General features: G+C 47.1%; 16 protein-coding genes. 10 read left to right on the forward strand and 6 right to left on the reverse strand.

Annotation, left to right across the window (positions count from 1 at the left end):
- Positions 1-78 precede the first annotated feature (78 nt).
- The 5 genes from ACXAGP_RS14135 (at position 79) to ACXAGP_RS14155 (ending at position 5,595) form a co-directional block, all read left to right on the forward strand.
- Entirely contained in the window at positions 79-525 is a 447-nt protein-coding gene (locus tag ACXAGP_RS14135) for a hypothetical protein (RefSeq protein WP_475262185.1), read from the forward strand.
- Positions 526-1,278: a substrate-binding periplasmic protein gene (locus tag ACXAGP_RS14140; RefSeq protein ID WP_475262187.1), complete on the forward strand. Its 753-nt coding sequence runs from the start codon at positions 526-528 to the stop codon at positions 1,276-1,278. It abuts the gene before it with no gap.
- Positions 1,279-1,385: 107 nt separating this feature from the next.
- Positions 1,386-1,556, forward strand: a complete 171-nt coding sequence (locus tag ACXAGP_RS14145) for an MbcA/ParS/Xre antitoxin family protein (protein WP_475262188.1) — start codon at positions 1,386-1,388, stop codon at positions 1,554-1,556.
- A gap of 477 nt (positions 1,557-2,033) precedes the next feature.
- On the forward strand, positions 2,034-3,860 hold the full coding sequence (locus ACXAGP_RS14150; RefSeq protein ID WP_475262189.1) for a flavin monoamine oxidase family protein: 1,827 nt from the start codon (positions 2,034-2,036) through the stop codon (positions 3,858-3,860).
- Positions 3,847-5,595, forward strand: a complete 1,749-nt coding sequence (locus ACXAGP_RS14155; protein WP_475262190.1) for an alpha-keto acid decarboxylase family protein — start codon at positions 3,847-3,849, stop codon at positions 5,593-5,595. The genes ACXAGP_RS14150 and ACXAGP_RS14155 overlap by 14 nt, the downstream gene beginning before the upstream one ends.
- Before the next feature lie 34 nt (positions 5,596-5,629).
- Here ACXAGP_RS14155 and ACXAGP_RS14160 read toward each other — a convergent pair whose 3' ends face one another.
- The 4 genes from ACXAGP_RS14160 to ACXAGP_RS14175 are packed head-to-tail and all read right to left on the reverse strand — an operon-like array spanning position 5,630 to position 9,144.
- The gene (locus ACXAGP_RS14160; protein WP_475262191.1) at positions 5,630-6,352 is read right to left on the reverse strand and encodes a HugZ family pyridoxamine 5'-phosphate oxidase; all 723 of its coding nucleotides are present in this window, start codon (positions 6,350-6,352) and stop codon (positions 5,630-5,632) included.
- Positions 6,330-7,139: a heme ABC transporter ATP-binding protein gene (locus ACXAGP_RS14165; protein ID WP_475262192.1), complete on the reverse strand. Its 810-nt coding sequence runs from the start codon at positions 7,137-7,139 to the stop codon at positions 6,330-6,332. Before ACXAGP_RS14165 ends, ACXAGP_RS14160 begins: the two co-directional genes overlap by 23 nt.
- A gap of 17 nt (positions 7,140-7,156) precedes the next feature.
- The gene (locus tag ACXAGP_RS14170) at positions 7,157-8,251 is read right to left on the reverse strand and encodes a FecCD family ABC transporter permease (protein ID WP_475262194.1); all 1,095 of its coding nucleotides are present in this window, start codon (positions 8,249-8,251) and stop codon (positions 7,157-7,159) included.
- Positions 8,251-9,144 carry a heme/hemin ABC transporter substrate-binding protein gene (locus tag ACXAGP_RS14175; RefSeq protein WP_475262196.1) on the reverse strand — a complete coding sequence of 298 codons (894 nt, stop codon included), beginning with the start codon at positions 9,142-9,144 and terminating at the stop codon, positions 8,251-8,253. The genes ACXAGP_RS14170 and ACXAGP_RS14175 overlap by 1 nt, the downstream gene beginning before the upstream one ends.
- A 220-nt stretch (positions 9,145-9,364) precedes the next feature.
- Here ACXAGP_RS14175 and ACXAGP_RS14180 point away from each other — a divergent pair, with 220 nt between their 5' ends.
- From ACXAGP_RS14180 to ACXAGP_RS14190, 3 genes are all read left to right on the forward strand, one after another.
- Positions 9,365-11,461 carry a TonB-dependent hemoglobin/transferrin/lactoferrin family receptor gene (locus ACXAGP_RS14180; RefSeq protein WP_475262197.1) on the forward strand — a complete coding sequence of 699 codons (2,097 nt, stop codon included), beginning with the start codon at positions 9,365-9,367 and terminating at the stop codon, positions 11,459-11,461.
- Positions 11,462-11,610: 149 nt separating this feature from the next.
- Positions 11,611-12,150, forward strand: coding sequence for a cytochrome b (locus ACXAGP_RS14185; protein ID WP_475262198.1), 540 nt, complete (start codon positions 11,611-11,613; stop codon positions 12,148-12,150).
- A 22-nt stretch (positions 12,151-12,172) separates the two neighbouring features.
- On the forward strand, positions 12,173-12,736 hold the full coding sequence (locus ACXAGP_RS14190; RefSeq protein ID WP_475262200.1) for a YceI family protein: 564 nt from the start codon (positions 12,173-12,175) through the stop codon (positions 12,734-12,736).
- Between the two features lie 50 nt (positions 12,737-12,786).
- Here the strand turns inward: ACXAGP_RS14190 and ACXAGP_RS14195 are convergent, their stop codons facing one another.
- Positions 12,787-14,538 carry an acyl-CoA dehydrogenase family protein gene (locus ACXAGP_RS14195; protein ID WP_475262201.1) on the reverse strand — a complete coding sequence of 584 codons (1,752 nt, stop codon included), beginning with the start codon at positions 14,536-14,538 and terminating at the stop codon, positions 12,787-12,789.
- 261 nt (positions 14,539-14,799) lie between these two features.
- On the opposite strand from ACXAGP_RS14195, the gene ACXAGP_RS14200 reads away from it, so the two are divergent.
- Together ACXAGP_RS14200 and ACXAGP_RS14205 are read left to right on the forward strand one after the other, a co-directional pair.
- Complete coding sequence (locus ACXAGP_RS14200; RefSeq protein ID WP_475262202.1) at positions 14,800-16,713, forward strand: methyl-accepting chemotaxis protein; 1,914 nt, start codon at positions 14,800-14,802, stop codon at positions 16,711-16,713.
- 120 nt (positions 16,714-16,833) lie between these two features.
- A complete protein-coding gene (locus ACXAGP_RS14205; RefSeq protein ID WP_475262203.1) occupies positions 16,834-18,054 on the forward strand; it encodes an EAL and HDOD domain-containing protein in 1,221 nt (406 codons plus the stop codon).
- A gap of 38 nt (positions 18,055-18,092) precedes the next feature.
- Here the strand turns inward: ACXAGP_RS14205 and ACXAGP_RS14210 are convergent, their stop codons facing one another.
- Positions 18,093-18,623 carry an NUDIX hydrolase gene (locus ACXAGP_RS14210; RefSeq protein ID WP_475262204.1) on the reverse strand — a complete coding sequence of 177 codons (531 nt, stop codon included), beginning with the start codon at positions 18,621-18,623 and terminating at the stop codon, positions 18,093-18,095.
- Positions 18,624-18,635 lie beyond the last annotated feature (12 nt).

Raw genomic sequence — 18,635 nt, forward strand, 5'->3', positions numbered from 1 at the left:
GTAATATGGAGTTTTTTTGGGGATACCATGCTTGTGTGGCATGATATCCATCCCGAAGTTAAGGAATGCCTCTAAAGAATGTTCACAGATGCGCAAACCAGCGACAATCGCCAATTTAAGAATAAATACGGCAGCGTTTCACTGGAGAGACGTGACCGTATCGTGGTGGCCAGCTTTGCGGGTGCCATTAATGCGGGTGTTTTGAGATTCTTTAGTGAAAATCTTGAGTCTGTAGTGGGCGATCTGAAAGGCACTCCATGGGCCTATCTCAGCAGTTCAGCTGAGGCCATGGTAGGCACCGAAGAAGCTGAAGCGTTATTGTTAGCAGCGGGCAAGTTGGGGCACTTGTGGGGCTGCGTACAAGCCGCTTATGTACTCACTTCTCCGGTTGCGATTGCACAAACCCGACGCATCAGAGAAAAGCTCGGCGTTGAACAACCGCTAAGCGACGTACTGTTTACCACAGAAGCCGAAGCGTTTGACTACCTCTCAGCGTTTCTTGAACAGCTACCGGAGCCTTCGTAAATGGGTGACCGCCGTACGTTAACTGGCTTGTTATGTGCAATGCTATTGATGGCGGGAAAAGCGGCGGCAACTGAAATTCTTTTTGTGGCAGAGCAACTGCCCCCCATTCATTTTATCAACAATCAAAATCAGCCAGATGGCTTTTTAGTGAAGTTGGCAACAACTGCCGCCAACAGAGCAGGATTATCCTCCAGAGTAGCATTAATGCCGCAAGCGCGCGCCTTTGAGCAAAGCACCTCCCAAAGCAACGTATTTATGTTGTCTTTGCTGCGTTCTGATACCCGAGAAAAACAATTTCAATGGATAGGTTCGGTATACGAAACCCAGGCGTTTTTAATTGGTCTGGCAGAGCGTAACGATATACAACTCAACTCCCTTGAGGATGCCAAAAGATTAGTGGTGGGCACGGTGCGCGGCTATTTCTCAGAAACCTGGTTGCGGCAAAGAGGCTTCAGCGATAAACACAACCTGGGCCTTGCGGTACAATATGATCATCTCTGGGGCATGTTGTTTAAAAAGCACGTGGATCTGATATTAACCAATGCATTATCCCAAGAACTGGAAATAAACAAAGCAGGTTATAAGCCGGAGCAGGTAGCACGTTATCTGGCCTTGCCTGAGCTCACCAGAGAGCTGTATATCGCCACCGGGTTAAACACCAACAAAAAAATTGTTGCGCAGTTAAGTACAGCCCTCGAATCAATGAAAGTCGATGGTACTTATCAGGCATTAAAAGCAGAATGGTTAGACTAACCAAGTTGCTATATGACAGATTCTTTACATTTTTGTGAATTGCTACTATCGTTCTTGGGCAGCAATTCAGAGCGTAAAGAATGGAAAGTGAACTCTACAGAAAAGCGATGTCATTTTTTCATGATGCCAAGATGACAGAGAAGTGGCTCAATCACCCCTGTCAGCTATTCGACAATGCCACGCCACTGGAGCTTTACTCTACGTCTGAAGGGCGCCGCAAAATATTGAATTATTTGGATGCCTGTAACGGTGAGTCAGACGATGCCGTTGCAAAATAAACCCGGTCTGGATTCCAGATGCGTTGTTAATCGCTTTCTTCTCTGCACTACTTTCAACACGTCACTGATGTCTGGCGCTGCGTAATCGCTCCTCCCAAAAAGCTTCACCGGTTTTAGCGGCAGGTTAGCAGTGCCAATGCAGTGCTTTACTCTGGCCGCGTTGGATAAGGTTATTGGGGGCATTGAGGTTAAATTCCTGCCTATGGGGCCAGGCTAATTTATCAGATTCCGCAAAAATATTTCACGCTGCACGAAAACAATAACACCAAAGCATAATAATACGTTTGCCTCACTTCGCTAATCATCTTACTCGTTCGACGATCATCAATATTACACGGGCTTACAAATATTCATATTAAACGTGCACTTTTAAAATATTTGGCTATATTTTTACTCCTTTTAAATAAGAAATTAAATGCACTTGTTGCTTTTACAGGTTTGTATTCAGGTGTTTTTTTCAACAATGGAATAAGGAATATGACAAATTTAGAGTTAGATGTAGCCATTGTCGGTGGCGGTGTTTCTGGTGTGTACAGTGCCTGGCGCTTGCAGCAGGCCTATGGAGATAGTCAGAAAATAGCGGTTTTCGAATACAGCAATCGCATTGGCGGGCGTTTGTATAGCCGAAAAATACCCGGCTTACCGAATGTCATCGCTGAGTTGGGAGGCATGCGTTATATCCCAGAAGATCACATTATGGTGAAAACCCTGGTGAATGAACTCGATTTGCAAACTAAAAATTTTCCCATGGGCTCGTCACTACCTATCGATCCTAATGATCCCAATAGTCCGGTGGCGCATGCCGACAACAATTTGTTTTATCTACGCGGTGAGTATTTCCGCTATCGCGACTTTGCTGAGTGTCCGGATCGCATCCCTTACAAAATGAACTGGTCGGAAAAAGGCTATGGTCCGGAAAATCTTCAGGTAAAAGTGATGAACCTGATTTGTCCCGGTTTTGCCGACATGAGCTTGTGTGAGCAAATGCAGCTTAAAGTATTTGGTAAAGAAATCTGGAAGTACGGTTTCTGGAACTTGCTGGAGCGGGTGCTGAGCAACGAAGCTTACCAATTTATGAAAGACGCTGGCGGTTACGATGCCAATGTGGCTAATGCCAGTGCGGTGACTCAGCTACCGGCCACGGAATATTCAGATGATACGGTGTTTCTGACCTTAAAAGATGGCTTCCAGTCTTTGCCACTGACCCTTGCAGCTAACTTTGATGCTATGCCCGGTGGGGTTTTGCCCAGTGGTGAGCGCATCTATATGAATTATCGCCTGGATGAAGTGAAGCTTCGGGAAGATGAGAACAGTAGTTATGAACTGATTTTTTATCCCACAGAGACTGACTCGGCAGGTAAAACCCGTCAATGCAACGATGCTGAACCCATCATCGTGCATACCAAGAAGCTGATCCTGGCGATGCCACGTCGTTCTCTGGAGCTCATTAAATCTGACTTTTTCAACGATCCCTGGTTAAAAGAAAACATCCCATCTGTGCTCATTCAAAAAGCTTTTAAAATGTTTATGGCTTATGAGCGCCCCTGGTGGCGTAGCCTGGGATTAGTGGCAGGGCGCTCAGTTACCGACTTACCCATTCGTCAAACCTATTACATGGGGACAGAATGCGAACAGGAAGGTGGTGAAAACACCATGAACTCTCTGTTGATGGCTTCCTACAACGACATCGAAACCATTCCTTTCTGGAAAGGCCTGGAAAAAGGCGAGCAATATCTGGGCTTTTTACCCAATCAAAGCCGCTGCTCTATTGAAGGGGAAGAAGTGGTGCTGAAGCACGAGTTTCAAATCACCCAAGATATGGTGGAATCGGCGCAGCGTCAGATTGAGGCATTACACAATCAAAAAGAGCTGCCCATGCCTTATTCTGCGGTTTATCAGGAGTGGGGCGAAGATCCTTACGGTGGCGGCTGGCACGAGTGGAAAGCCAATTATCGCCTGGATGAGGTAATGTGTCGGATGCGTCACCCGGTAGCTGAGCAAGACATTTATATCGTTGGCGAAGCCTATTCTTATGAGCAAGGTTGGGTAGAGGGAGCACTCAATACCGCTGAATCCACGCTTGAGTCTTTCTTTGGTCTGCATAAGCCTGATTGGTTAGTGAATGATCCTGATTATCCGGAATGGCTTGAAGCCAATCACGGCTTTAACTTTTTACCTGTACCTTGCCCGGATGGTTGTCAATGCGACCAAAACAAGCCACCGTTTACCTGCAGCAATTGCGGTAAAACACTGAACGAAGTCACCGAATTTGCTTATGAGGGGATTAACCATGTCCAGAAATAATGCCCTTAAAAGTGAGGCTAAAAAAGTGCATTTTTCGGTAGCCGATTACCTGTTAACACGCTTACAACAGTTGGGCCTGGAGAAAGTATTTCAGGTACCGGGTGATTATGTGGCTGAATTTATGGATGCACTGGAAAATTTTGATGGCATTGACGCTATTGGCGATGTTAACGAGTTAGGGGCGGGCTATGCCGCCGATGGTTACGCTCGCTACAAGGGGATTGGCGCTGTTTCGGTGCAATTTGGTGTGGGCACTTTTAGTGTTTTAAACGCCATTGCGGGCTCTTATGTCGAGCGCAATCCCGTGGTGGTGATCACCGCCAGTCCTACTACACAGAATCGCATCACCATTCAGGAAACTGGGGTGTTATTCCACCATTCCACGGGGCGATTGGGAGCGGATCGCAACGTCTTTAGTAATGTTACTGTGGCTGCGGAGATATTATGTGATGCTAAAAAGGCACCGCAACAAATTGACGAAGCCTTAACGCAAGCCATCACTCATCGACGCCCCATTTACCTGGAAGCCTGGCAAGACGTTTGGGGGATGCAATGCCCTGAGCCACAAGGTGAGTTAAGCCCTATTAAGAAGCCCAGCCAAAAAGCTTCATTGGAAGCGATGTTGCAACAAGCCATTAAAAAGATAAAACGCGCCAAACAACCGGTGGTGTTGGTAGGTGTCGAAATTGCCCGTTTTGGTTTGCAAGAGCAGGTGCTGCAGTTATTGCGCGCCAGTGGCTTGCCCTATGCTACAACCACTTTGGGTAAAACCGCGCTGGATGAAAATGATGGTTTGTTTATTGGCACTTATGCAGGTGCTGCATCAAATCCGGATACCAATACTTATTTCAATGAGGCAGACGCAATTTTAGCGCTGGGGGTTATCTTTACCGATGACTACCTGGATGTTCTGGAAAATCAGTTCGCCGATATCATTAACATGAATTCCCAAGAAGCGCGTGTTGGCTTCGAGCATTTTAAAAATGTGCACATGGCGGAATTTATCGAAACCCTGTGTCATGGATTTGAGCAGTCTTGTGATTTTCCGCTGGCGGATGTTGCTCTGCCGCTTATCCCCGCAATGCCTGCGCTGTCGCCGGAATTACTGCAGCAGGCGCTAGGTTATAAAACCTTTTTTGAGGTGTTGTGGGCCTGGCTGGTGGAAGAGGACTTGTTGGCTTCAACAAACCTCATCTTGGGGGAGAGTTCGTCTTTGTATCAGGCTGCGAGATTAACTGGCATGCCCAGAGACAGTTTTGTAGGTGATGCCGCCTGGGGTTCGTTGGGACATGAAACCGGCTGTGTCACGGGCACATCGATGGCCAGTGATAAACGCAGTCTGGTGGTGGCAGGTGATGGTGGCTTTATGATGATGTGTCAGGCGCTGTCTACTGTATCTCGCAACAATTTGAATGCCGTTGTTTTTGTGATGAGCAACGGTGTTTATGCCATTGAACAATCCTTTGTGGATGTGTGTGCTTTTACACCTAACGGCAAATTTGCGCCCTTTGATATTTTACCCAAGTGGGATTATATGGGCTTAGCTGAAGCTTATGATATGCCCGGCTATCAGGTACAAAATTGCGAGCAACTCTTGGAGGTATTGCAGGGTATTCAATTACAGCCGCAACAAGCAGCACTAGTGGAAGTGTTAATACCGGAGCACGACTTGGCTCCGGCACTTGAGGATTTAGTGAAATCCATCACGGGTAAGTCACCTGCCGATTGTAAATAGTCAGCAGAAATAAAGGTTAAAACTCACCCTGTAATCAGGCAGCTTGTCTGGCTTGCTGGGTGAGTTTAACTAACTCCGTTCGTACATCCCCGCCCGACTGACATACTTGCTCAAAGGGCACATAATAGTTGCGCTTTTCGGTGCGCATGTAAAAGCCCTGGCTCTGGATGCCACTCATTTGCGGATTGTTATCATCAACACCGTGATGCTGGGCCAAAATTAAAGCCATGGCGTCGACGTGATCCTCATTCATGTGAGCAATCATACGAGATTCCGTGGCAAAGTCCCAAGGGCTGGCTGCGCTCTGCCACTCCTCTGGCTCTATCCAGAAAATCTTGCCAAACCCGCCGATGTAGCGCACCCGCACGATGTCCATTTGCCAAACATGAAAATCGTGCGCCTGTTTGTAAGACTCTGCTTCCGGATAGCGCATGATATAGCGCTGTAAAATCAGTTCGGCTTGCTCTGAGTCGAGTTTTTTGGCATCACCCACTAAGGTTACCCGTCCATGGGCATTTTGGTCCCCTTCTAGTGCCTGCTCAAAAACCGTGACACTCATCCGACAATCGTGACTGAGGTTTTTAGCATGTTGCGCGATGTCGCTGATGTAAAAGTACAGTTTGCCTTCACTACAGCTGATAAAGGGGGTGACTGAGCCAAAAGGATAACCTCTCAGGTTCTGGGAAATGGTGGACACAACACCACTTTGGGCGCTGTGTACCAGGTGTTTGGCTTCAGAAAGTGCTTGTGATCTCATAGTCTGTCTCCGCAGGTTGAGAAAAAATCATAGGAACATTCAGGATGGGATGGGGTTCGATGTGCATCCTGGTGTGATAAATGGGTTCGAGTAACTCTGGAGTGAGCACCGCTTGGGTCTCGTCGTGACGCAATAACTGACCTTGATGCAGAAGTATGACTTCATCGGCATACAGAGACGCCAGGTTCATATCGTGAATGGCAACAATGGCGCTGTTTCCCGTCCGGACAAAGTCTTTAGTTATTTGAAGCAAGCGGTGTTGAAAGCGCAGATCCAATGCGGACGTAGGCTCATCCAGTAACAGCAGTTTATTGCGACAGCCTTCAGAAAAAGCATCCAATTGCGCCAGACAGCGAGCCATATTAACCCGCTGCAACTGTCCACCTGAGAGTTGTCCGGTATGACGCTGTATCAACGATTGCAAATCCAGCAACTGGATCAACTGAGCCACGCGTTGCTGCTTTTGTGAGTTAGATTCCGCGATAGCAAAGCGGCCCATGGCAATAAATTCAGGTACTTCAAAATGAAAGTTCAAGGCGTTTTGCTGCATCATTACAGCACGGCTTCGAGCCAGATCTTTAGCTGGCCAACCAGACAGGGATTTATTTAACAAGCTGATTCGACCACTAAAAGGTAGGCTCCCTGCAATGGCATGCAGTAGCGTTGACTTGCCAGCCCCGTTTTCACCCACCAGTGCTACTACTTTGCCGGGCTTTATGGTGCAGTTTAGGTTACTCAGTATCTTGTTGTGCCCACGCGATACATGGACAGATTGTAATTGCAGCATGATATCACTCTCTCAGATTAGCGCATTGCTGAGCGCAATTGGCGATGCAATAGCCAGATAAATAATGGGGCACCTAACAAGGCTGTGACTATGCCTATGGGTAATTCGGCAGGCAGTACTATAACTCTTGCCACCCAGTCTGAGGCCAAAATCACCAGTGCCCCCAGTAACAGGCTTACCAGCATCATGGCACGCATATTGGTTCCCACTAAAATCCGCGCCAGATGCGGTACCACCAAGCCAATGAAACCAATCAGGCCTGTAAGGGCAACTGCTGCACCCACGCCGATAGCAACAAACAGTACTATTTGATTTTTCAGGCGGGAGATGTTGATACCGGCGTATTCTGCTTCGGTTTCCCCCAGTAGCAACAAGCTCATTTCTTTGCGTTTTAGCCACAAACCCAGGATGCAAACAAGGAGCAAGGGTAGTGCAGAGAACAAGGTGCTCCAGGTGGCGCCAGCCAAGGAACCCATGGTCCAATAATTGATGAGGCGTAAGGAACTGTCATCCGCGTAAAAGCTAAATAAACCAATTAAGGCAAAGGACAGGGCGTTAATGGCAACACCAATCAGGATCAAGGCGGTAACCTGGATGCCTGCTCCACTTTGCGCAAAACGATACACCAGCATAGTGACCAATAAGGCGCCGCAAAATGCACCGTAGGGAAGAATGGCTTCGGCGCTAAAATTAAGATGCGGACCAAAAGCGATAAGCGCCACTGCAACCACCGCTGCACCAGAGCTGATGCCTATCACTGATGGATCTGCCAGCGGATTGCGGCACAAAGCTTGGGTGGCGGCGCCAGTCTGTGCCAGCACGGCACCAATCAGTAATGCCAGACACAATCGAGGTAAACGAATATCCGTAACAATATTCAATTGCAGCGGCGAAAATTGTGGCCAATAGTCCGGGGCTAACCAGGCCAGGGCCAGCTTTAAATCCCACCCAGCCGGACCAAAACTCAACGATGCAACGCTGGCCATTACCAACAGCATGGTAATCGCCAGTAATAAGGTATGGCGCTTTTGCTGTCTTTGTTGAAAACCCATTGAAACCGCATTGTGATGTAGCAATTTGCTCTCCGGCGAGCTGCTGGCAATACTGTGCATTAGTTCAGTTCTCTCCATTGGCTAACGGCTTCAATGGCTTTTGCCAGTCGAGGAGTCATACCTAAAGACATCAAAGAATCCATAACCAATAAGCGGCATTCCTGTGCGGCGGCGAGTAGTCGCAATGCTGGAGCCTGACAAAATGCCTGTTTACCGCCCATACCTCTTACCACATGCTCTGGCGCCACCAGAAAATCCGGTTGCAATAGTGCCAGCGACTCGCTGTTAAGGCCCTTAAATCCGAAATGCTTGCTGCCCAGATTTTGGATGCCGTTATAGTCAAATAACAGCTGGGGAACGGTTTCCTTACCTGCGGCTATCAAACCTCTGTCTCCTGCAGATAAAAGGTAAACAGCTTTGGTGTCGCTCAGTTGTTTTTTTGAGGGTAGGGAAGATTGTATTTGTGCTTGCAGTAAAGTCGCGGCATTTTGGCGATTGAGATCCACACCCAGAGCGGCGACCAATGCCATTAGATCATGTACCGACTTCGGCTTATCGTAGATGCGCACATCGACACCAATGGCGGCAATTTGCTCTAACACCTCTGGGCTACCAGCGCCTTCAAGAGCCATAAGTTTATCTGGCATGAAGGCCAAAACCCCCTCAGCGGCGAGCTCCCGGTAGTAGCCAACCATGGGGAGCTCCCGGGCGGCTTTGGGGTATTGGCTGGATTGATCTACAGCAACAACGCTCTCGCCAGCCCCTAAAGCGAAAACAATCTCTGTAATTGTGCCACCCGCAGTAATGATTCTCGGTTCTTCCGCACTTTTTGGGGAGGCGGCGCTATAAGCGGAAAAACACACAAACCATAGCAGCGCGGCAAAACGCAGCATTGCTGATACTGACAATATCCCGAAATTGAGTTGTTTTGAAACTGGCAAACTTAAAGCCATGTTGAGATTTCCTAATGGTGGTGTTGTTCGACTTTTTTCAGGATACAAAATTTAAATCTAAATGCAAATAATTATTATTTAGATTGATCTCGAGGGAAGAGTTTGTTTAGAATTGAGTAAATCTAAATGAGAATTATTATCAAAAGTTAAAAGGTCACAACTCAATATGCAATCTGAACAACCCCTTGCACTCTCCTGTTTTCAATCTCGGACCCAAAAAGTGAAACCTAATCAAATGACACTTATCGCGGCCTCCATTTCCACGGCGCTCTGTGTTTCCACTTCGAATGTTTCTGCTGAAGAAGCATTCGAGGGGGAAACCATGGTGATCTCAGGCTCTCGTATTGAGCAAAAGCTAGAGGACACCGCCGGCAGTGTTTCCGTTGTGACGGCTGAAGACATCAATCAGTTTATGATGACTGATCTTGAATCCTTGTTCCGTTATGAGCCGGGCATCACCACCACAGGCTCTGGGGCACAACCACAAACCATTACCGTGCGTGGTGTTGGTGGCAACCGCCTCGTGTACATTAAAGACGGTCGACGCAGTAACGATGGTTATGCCGGTGGTGGCGGGTTTATCGTTGGTCGCGGCTATTTTAATACCGATACTGTGCAACAAATTGAAGTTGCCAAAGGTGCGGCCTCTTCGTTATACGGCTCAGACGGACTCGGCGGTATTGTGGTGATCAGCACCAAGGATCCGGAAGATTACCTGCAAGGAGAATCCCATTTCCTGGGAGCGGGTCTGGGTTACGATGGCGCTGCTGACGAAGTGCGACTGGATATCACTGGTGCTATTAAAACCGGGGATTGGGCTTTAAGTGCGGCGTTGTCCCATACTGACGGGAACGAAATACAAAATTATCAAGAGAACTTGCCGGGATATGCATCTACATCGGATGCGATTTTAATTAAAGCAGTGCGCCAATTGGCAGCGCAACAAAACCTGAAGTTTACCCTGGATATTTTTGAGCAAGAGGTAGACCAGGTCATTGCGCAAGGAGCTAATGAAACCCGCGACAGCGATCAGAACTACGCCTTTAGTGTCGATTATCACAATGAAAATGCCACGGTGCTGTGGGATTCCTTAGATTTACAGACTTACTTTTCGCAATACGAGCAAACAAGTGATCAGGTATTGGCCAGCACCCGCGGCTATACTGATTATAATGATTATCGCTTCGAGCAGGATATCTGGGGGCTACGAGCGGTATTTTCTAAATCATTCACTTCTGACTCTGTCTCTCATCAGCTGGTATATGGTGTTGATCACGATCAGTACGACACGTCTCGCCCGAGAATCAAAACCCGTATTCTGACCGATGGCAGCACGGAATTTAGTGACGAGCCACAAAAAGCTTTTCCCGGAGCTGATACCCGTCTCACGGGGGTGTTTATGCAAGACAATATCAGCTGGACAGATTCGCCATGGTCAATGGTTGTAGGTGGCCGTGTAGACTTTTTTGATATGCAGCCTAAACAAGACAGCCTCTATGACGACGCTGAATTGAAGGCCATTGATGAGACTGCCTTTTCACCCAAAGTCGGCTTTGTTTTCGATGCTTCAGAACAAACAGCCTTGTATGTTCAATATGTGGAAGGTTTTAAAATTCCACCCCACGATCAGGCATATCAAAGCCACGGCGTGGAGCCCATTTATCAAATTCTACCCAATTCAGATTTGGAATCGGAAGAAAGCCAAACCATTGAGGCTGGAATTCGCTTCAATAATGATGATTTGGCTTTAGAGGTAAATGGATTCTACAGCGAATTCGATAACTTTATCGAATCCACCTTGGTGGGTATTGAAGACACATTTATTCCTGGCCTGTCAAAGCAGTTGTTCCAATACCAGAATATCGATCAAACTCGCATTAAAGGTATTGAGATGTCTTTGCGTCAAAATCTCAGTGCTGAATTGGACTGGGCCGTTAATCTGGCTTGGGCTGAAGGGGAGAATCAGGATACCGGCCAGGCGTTGACCTCCATCAGCCCCTTACAGGGCAACATACTCGTGAATTACAGCTGGAATAACTGGCAGTTTAGTAACGCTATCCGCGTTGCCAAGGGGATGACCGATGTGCCGCAAGACAGCGAAGGTAATGATTTAATTCACAGCAACGGTTTTGCTGTGTGGGATATGTATGCCACTTATTATGGCGACAACTGGCAACTGAATGCAGGTGTGGAGAATCTGTTCGATAAAGAATATGTGCGCTATGAGAATATTGCCGGGTTAGCAGCGGATGCGGATACGACACAATTTAGTGAAACAGGCCGTGCCTTTAATGTACGTCTGAGTTATCAGTTTTAATAAACCATGCCATTTGTAAAAAAAGCTGCTTCGGCAGCTTTTTTTATACTTAATTTCGATTAAATCGAATGATAAGGCCGTGTTTTTAACATTTTTATTTAGTTTTTGCTCTGCTATCTTATCACCATTGAAAAACATTGAGATGGCAGATGCTGAAAAATAGCGACGTGCAATTTGGCCTGGTGGCCATGCTTTTCCACTGGCTAACAGCGATTGTTGTACTGGGACTGTTCGCTGTGGGCTGGTGGATGGTAGAGCTTAACTATTACAACGAGTGGTATCGAACTGCGCCTCATTGGCACAAGAGTACCGGCTTGTTGTTGGCAGCTTTAGTGATATTGCGCTTGCTGTGGAAATTAGTGAACCCCAAACCTAAAGCTCTCGGCCAACCCTGGGAGCAAAAAGCCGCCAGTGTTGCTCATGCGCTCTTGTATACATTGATGCTGGCTATTTTTTTTAGTGGTTACTTGATCTCAACTGCAGACGGCCGCGGTATTGATATTTTTGATTGGATAACGGTGCCGAGCCTGGGTGAGTTATTCGAAGACCAGGAAGATATCGCCGGTTTGGTGCATGAATACCTGGCTTATGTACTTATTAGTTTGGTGGTGTTGCACGCTCTGGCGGCGCTGAAACACCACTTTGTAGATAAAGACGAGACACTGCGTCGTATGACGCGCATTAAATAAGTTTTATATCGAGGATAATATTATGAAAAAGACACTTGCTGCGGTTGTACTAACTGCCATGTTATCGCCCTTGGCTAACGCCGCGGATTATGTGATTGATACCAAAGGCGCTCATGCTTTTATCAATTTCAAAACCAGCCATCTGGGTTATTCCTGGTTAACTGGCCGTTTTAACGACTTTGAAGGCACCTTTAGTTACGATGCTGAGAAGCCCGAAAACGCTAAAATATCAGTGACGATTGATACCGCGAGTATCGACTCTAATCACGCTGAGCGTGACAAGCATTTGCGCAGCGACGATTTCTTAAATGTTAAAGATTTTCCCAAAGCAAAATTCGTTAGCACCAAGATCACCGATAAAGGTGATGGGCAACTACTGGTGACAGGTGATTTTACCTTACACGGCACCACCAAAAGCATTACCATTGACGCTGAAAAAATTGGCGAGGGTGATGATCCATGGGGCGGCTACCGCGCTGGGTTTGCGGGCACAACTGAAATTCGCATGGCGGATTATGGTATGAAAGAAATCTTAGGGCCTACAACCGTATTGCTTGAACTGCATGTTGAAGGAATTCGTCAATAAGACATATTGGCAATAAAAAGAAAGGGAGCACGTTGCTCCCTTTTTCATGCTCAGAAGTCGTCTAAGCTGACTGCCGCCAAATCGTCACCGGAGTCACCTAATGCAGCTTTGTGCATGAGTGCCCTGGGGTAGAGTCGCTTAATATAAAAATCACAGGTTTTGGCTTTGCTACTCGCCAATTGGTCATTGCCACTTTGGGCAGCACGGTCTTTCATGCTCAACCAACAAATGGCCAATAGTGAATAGGCACAAAACTGCATATAGTCATAGGCGCGACTTGCCGTGTCAAAGGCATCGCCGGACATCAAAGACTCTGAACCCGCCAACCACTGTTGCTGGATTTCTAACGCCTTGTTTTTGTCTGCTTCGCTTTGAATGGCATTGATCATGTCAGTGAATAGTGCCGCGGTATTCTGCAACATGCGACCACCATCGCGCACCAGTTTACGGGAGATGAGATCCAGTGCCTGAATACCGTTGGTACCCTCGTAAAGCTGTGTGATACGACTATCGCGAATGAGTTGTTCCATGCCCCATTCCTGAATGTAACCATGGCCACCGAAAATTTGTACGCCATGCTGAGACACTTCTTGCCCCATATCGGTAAAGAAGGACTTCGTAATGGGGGTCAGGTAAGCCACGATGGATTCAGCCTTGGCTTGCTCTTCTTCCGTGCCAAAGCGCACTATGTCCACCTGCTTGGCGTATAACAAACCCAGTGCCCGACTGCCTTCGGTCAGGGCTTTCTGGGTGAGCAGCATGCGTCTCACATCGGGCAAATGGATGATGGCATCGGCTTTTTCATCAGGTTGCTGAACACCTTGCGGGGCTCTCGATTGCAAACGCTCTTTAGCGTAAGTAAGTGCTCCCTGATATGAGGCTTCTGCAATCCCTGTACCTTGTAGACCCACCTGGAATCTGGCGTCATTCATCATGGTGAACATACAGGCTAGTCCACTATGGGGGGCTCCGATTAACCAGCCTTTTGCACCGTCAAAATTCATCACACAAGTGGGGCAGCCATGTAGCCCCATTTTGTGCTCAATACTGCCTACTGAAAGGTCATTGGCGATAGTGAATTCACCATTGGCATCCGGTAACATTTTGGGTACTAAAAATAAGCTGATCCCTTTAACCCCTGCAGGTGCATCTGGTAACCGAGCCAATACCAAGTGGATGATATTGTCTGTCCATTCGTGGTCACCACCGGAAATAAATATTTTTGTTCCGGAAATTTGATAGGAGCCGTCGTTATTCGCTTCGGCTTTGGAAGTGAGCAAGCTGAGATCAGAACCTGCCTGAGGCTCAGTCAGGTTCATGGTACCGGTCCATTCACCACTAATCAGATTTGGAAGGTAGGTTTCCTTAAGCTCGTCACTGCCGTGTTTTTCTAACGCCAACACAGCACTCTCGGTTAAGCCGCATACCAATCGCCAACTCACATTGGCAGATACCAGCATCTCGTGCACGGGAATAGCCACGGAGTAAGGCAGCTCCTGGCCACCGTATTCTTCTGAGCCCAGCATAGCGTTCCAGCCATTTTCAATGTAGCTCTGATAAGCTTGTGGAAAGCCCTCAGCGGTGGTTACCTTGCCATCTTTTAAGGTACAACCTTGTTGATCACCGATTTGATTAATGGGGGCAACTTCTGATTCGGCAAAGCGAGCGCCTTGAGTGATAATCTCATTAACTAAATCCGCATCAATGTCATCTTTACCAATTTGGGCATAATGCTCAGAGACATTGAGCCAGTCGTGCAATAAAAATTCAAAGTCAGCCAAGGGTGCGCGGTATTCAGGCATGGAAATTCCTCGTTATTCTGTCAAGTGGTCAGAGGAGTTTGCCAGCGGTAAGTTAAAAAGTAAACGGAAATGCCGAATCCGGCAGTTTTTCTGCCTTAAGTTCATGAAAGTGAAAAAAAAGTTGTAGAAAATTGACTATCCGGTCGAAATACGGAGTATAAGAACTATTGGAAAAGAGACAAATCCTCGGTATCGGGTTTGTCATTTTGTGGATGGGACTCCTACAATACAAAAAGCAATTGCGCAAAAGACAGGCAATCAATGAACTTAGCATCTTTATCAATCAAACAATTATTTGTTTATTCCTTGCTCTCGGCTGTTTTGATTTCGGCAGTTATGGTGGGCGCAATAGGACAATTCACCGCAAGGAGTCTGGTGTCGGAACGGTTAGAGGAAGTGGAACTGCCCAACACTCTGCAGCGCATCCGCAATGAGTTGGACAAGGAAATTTCCATTATGCGCAGCGCGACGATGCAGCTAGCCAATGATGAGTTTGTCAATGTTTGGATACGTGATGGCTCACCTGATCAGCAGGAAAGCATAATTATTCGTAATTTAAATAATATTAAAAATCAATACGGGCTGACTAATGTCTCCGTAGCAAATAGAAATACCGCGCAATATTGGAATCAGGAAGGTTTCCTCCGAGTCCTTAACAACGACAATATTGACGGTTGGTTTTATGCTTTCAAAGATTCCGGACAATCCACCTCCATGAGCCTCTACTCGGAAGAAGGCGAGACAAAAATGTTCGTCAATTATCAGCAGCTTAATGGCCAGGTGCTGGCGGGGATTGGATTGTCAGTTAACCAGATGGTAGACAAATTAAAGAGCAATAAAATTGCAGAAAGTGGATTTGTCTTTCTCACCGATGGGAATGGCTTGGTACAAATCCATCGCAATCAAAACTATTTGAATAAAAGTGATCTCGGTAGTCTGTATAGTAATGAAGTAGAACGCAAACTATTGTCTCGATCTGAATTCGCGATGGCAGAAACTTCGGTTGATGGAGAGAGTGTGTTTGTTGCCAGTAGCTATATAGAGTCGGCGGGATGGTATGTGGTGGCACAGGTTCCGGTGGATGAGATTTTTGCTGAACTTAACGCTGCCCGTAATCAGATGATTATCTGGATCGCGCTCGTGGCGGCAGGTTTCGCGGTGCTGGCAATATTTGTGGCCAATATTATCGCGGGGCCAATCTGTAAATTATCGGCGGTATTTGAAGATTTAGGTAAGGCGGAAGCCAACCTGGATGTGCGCCTGGAACGGCAATCTTCCCAAGAGCTTCAATCTCTTGGAGAAGGCTTTAATGCCTTTGTTGAGAAAATTCAACGAACCGTGGAGATGGTCGCCAATACCAGTGAAGATTTGCGCAGTGAGGCAGATTCAGTCGCTGACTCTGCCAGAACCTCGCTAAGGCTGGGTAAGCGCCAGTCAGAGCACACAGGTGAAGTGGTAACTGCTATCAGCCAGATGGGAGATACCGTTGATGAAGTGGCGCGCAATGCCAATCGCGCAGCAGAAACGGCCAATGAGTTAGAGGATGCCAGCCACAAAGGTAAGTCTGTTTCCATGCAGGCGAAACAATCCATTGAACAGTTGTCTTCTCAAGTGGAATCGGTCGCGGTGGTAATTGATGAGCTGGCCAGTCATACCGATGCTATAGGTAGTGTACTGGAAGTGATCAGGGGCGTGTCAGAGCAGACTAACCTGCTGGCATTGAACGCAGCTATTGAGGCGGCCCGTGCTGGTGAGCAAGGTCGAGGTTTTGCAGTGGTGGCGGATGAGGTTCGCTCATTAGCGCAACGCACAGGTGAGTCCACGGAAGAGATTCAAAAGACCATCGACCGTTTACAGCAAGAGGCATCACGAGCAGTATCCTTGATGAAAGACAGCCGAGAGCAGGCTCATACTGGCGTGCAGTCAGTGGTGGAAGCTGAGCAGTCTTTGTCCAGCATCACTGAAGGTATTACCGCGTTGCGTGATATCAACAATCAGGTGGCGACTGCAACAGAAGAGCAAGCCCAGGTGGCTCATGTTATCAGCGAGAACCTGAAGGAAATTCAAGGGGAAACCCAGGAAAACTTGAAAGTCTCTGATGAGGTGGCCAGAGCCAGTGAAGCGCTGCAACAGTTGGCAGGAATGCTGGATAAGTTGGTAGAGTCTTATCGCTAGTACACACTGTTGAGCTGTAGTGCAAAAGTATTATGGTATGCGCCCGGAGACTGTGAAATACTCAATATCCGGGCCAGGCTGTTGAGTGTCAAAGCCTATTGCACAGGTAACAAACCTTAAATGTATGCCAACAGTGATGTGTTATGTGCACGTCAACCTATCTTCACCAAAAAGCATAGCATTTTTGCTTACGAACTATTGTATCGCTCAAAAAGCAGCGCCGATAAGGCTGAGTTTAGCGATGGTGATGTTGCCACAAGCGAGTTGCTGATTAACGCCTGTGGCAGCATTAATGACGATGAAGCTTTATCCCGATATCCGCTTTTTTTTAATGTTACCCGTAACTTGTTGTTGTCAGATTCTTTTTTTCCGGTAAAGCGCAATACGGCCGTTATCGAAATACTGGAAAATACGCCTGTTGATGAGCAACTGACTAATCGGATATTCAAACTTAAACGTTTGGGTTATCAGTTCGCTCTGGATGACTATTGCTTCGCCGATAAATTCGCGCCGCTTTTGCCTTTTGTCAAATTCATCAAAGTGGATCTGCTGCACAGTGATATCGAAAAGCACTTACATCTTATTCGCGATTTTAAGGAAATGGGGAAAGTCCTCGTTGCCGAGAAAGTGGAAACCATTGAAATGTTTGAGCGCTGCAAAGAGCTCGGATTCGATTTATTTCAGGGTTTTTACCTCGAACGGCCTCAAATCATAGAGGGGCGTAAGATAAACGCCAATGTTAATCTGGCCCTCACCATTATCAACAAACTACAACAGACCGATGTAAGCTTTGACGATTTATCCTATCTGGTGTCGAAGGATCCCAAATTAAGCTATCAACTATTGCGGATTTTAAATAGTCCGGCTCAAGGTTTAAAGCGAGAAGTGAGCAGTCTTAAACAGGCAGTTGTCTTTTTGGGAATAGCGGCACTTAAGAAATGGGTTATTCTTATTTCCCTGTTACAAAACAGCGATGTGCCCGATGCGTTTTTTACTATTTTGCTGACCCGAGCCCGAACCTGTGAGTTGTTAGCCAAAGCGATAGAGCACAAGGACGCAGACAGTTATTTTACTATGGGGCTTTTTTCCGGGTTGGACAGGGTGTTGAATATGGACATGCAATCCGTAGTAAAACATCTTGTTATCCCGCAGGAATTGCAGGTAGCCCTATTGGACAGAACCGGGTTTATGGGGGACATCCTCAACAAGGTAGTTATGCTGGAGCGCGCCGAGTGGGATTGTTTACGCAAGAGTTGCGGTTGGGCCCAAGCCGAGCTGTTGTCAAAACTGATGGAGCAAGCGCGAGACTGGACTGAAGAATTGCTGTCAAATATCGGATAGGGAAGCTGGCGATAGCACCAGCCAACCTTGATATTGCGTTACTGACTATCTTCTGGTTTGGTTTGATTAAACATATCCAGGTTTTCGATGTGGCGTTTGGGGTAGCGCCACTCGCTGGCCAAGGTGTCAAACGGGTCAGTGAGTTTGATAAAAGCGACTTCGTGCTTAGACCAGTCCGGTACCGGAAAACGCTCAATATCTTCACCTACGTCTTCAGCCAGCTGGCAGTGATAAAACCGGAATCCATTCTCTGCAACACCCAACAGCTTGCCCACTTCCACGTTAAAACCGGTTTCCTCGAAGGTTTCCCGGTGAGCAGTACATTGAGCAAGTTCACCTTCTTGGGTATTGCCGCCAGGAATATCCAAAGCGCCGGTTTTAATATTTCCTATAGTTACAAGCTTGTCGTTAACCCGAATAAAGCAGCCGGCGTTACCTTTTGCGTCATCCAGGAACTGGTCGTTGATACGGCAAATAGGATTTGCAGGTTTGGCGGTATCACATGCCCACAAAAGACCACATAAACTTAAAATCAGATATTTTTTCATGGCTATAAAAAAGGCGCTCAAAGCGCCTTTCCT

The organism is Planctobacterium sp. AWM4_229 (assembly GCF_056160305.1).

Excerpts from the sequence above, each read along its gene's own strand:
- ACXAGP_RS14135 (WP_475262185.1), top strand. The coding sequence starts at position 79 with ATGTTCACAGATGCGCAAACCAGCGACAATCGCCAATTTAAGAATAAA.
- ACXAGP_RS14140 (WP_475262187.1), top strand. The coding sequence starts at position 526 with ATGGGTGACCGCCGTACGTTAACTGGCTTGTTATGTGCAATGCTATTG.
- ACXAGP_RS14145 (WP_475262188.1), top strand. The coding sequence starts at position 1,386 with ATGTCATTTTTTCATGATGCCAAGATGACAGAGAAGTGGCTCAATCAC.
- ACXAGP_RS14150 (WP_475262189.1), top strand. The coding sequence starts at position 2,034 with ATGACAAATTTAGAGTTAGATGTAGCCATTGTCGGTGGCGGTGTTTCT.
- ACXAGP_RS14155 (WP_475262190.1), top strand. The coding sequence starts at position 3,847 with ATGTCCAGAAATAATGCCCTTAAAAGTGAGGCTAAAAAAGTGCATTTT.
- ACXAGP_RS14160 (WP_475262191.1), bottom strand. The coding sequence starts at position 6,352 with ATGAGATCACAAGCACTTTCTGAAGCCAAACACCTGGTACACAGCGCC.
- ACXAGP_RS14165 (WP_475262192.1), bottom strand. The coding sequence starts at position 7,139 with ATGCTGCAATTACAATCTGTCCATGTATCGCGTGGGCACAACAAGATA.
- ACXAGP_RS14170 (WP_475262194.1), bottom strand. The coding sequence starts at position 8,251 with ATGCACAGTATTGCCAGCAGCTCGCCGGAGAGCAAATTGCTACATCAC.
- ACXAGP_RS14175 (WP_475262196.1), bottom strand. The coding sequence starts at position 9,144 with ATGGCTTTAAGTTTGCCAGTTTCAAAACAACTCAATTTCGGGATATTG.
- ACXAGP_RS14185 (WP_475262198.1), top strand. The coding sequence starts at position 11,611 with ATGCTGAAAAATAGCGACGTGCAATTTGGCCTGGTGGCCATGCTTTTC.
- ACXAGP_RS14190 (WP_475262200.1), top strand. The coding sequence starts at position 12,173 with ATGAAAAAGACACTTGCTGCGGTTGTACTAACTGCCATGTTATCGCCC.
- ACXAGP_RS14195 (WP_475262201.1), bottom strand. The coding sequence starts at position 14,538 with ATGCCTGAATACCGCGCACCCTTGGCTGACTTTGAATTTTTATTGCAC.
- ACXAGP_RS14200 (WP_475262202.1), top strand. The coding sequence starts at position 14,800 with ATGAACTTAGCATCTTTATCAATCAAACAATTATTTGTTTATTCCTTG.
- ACXAGP_RS14205 (WP_475262203.1), top strand. The coding sequence starts at position 16,834 with ATGTATGCCAACAGTGATGTGTTATGTGCACGTCAACCTATCTTCACC.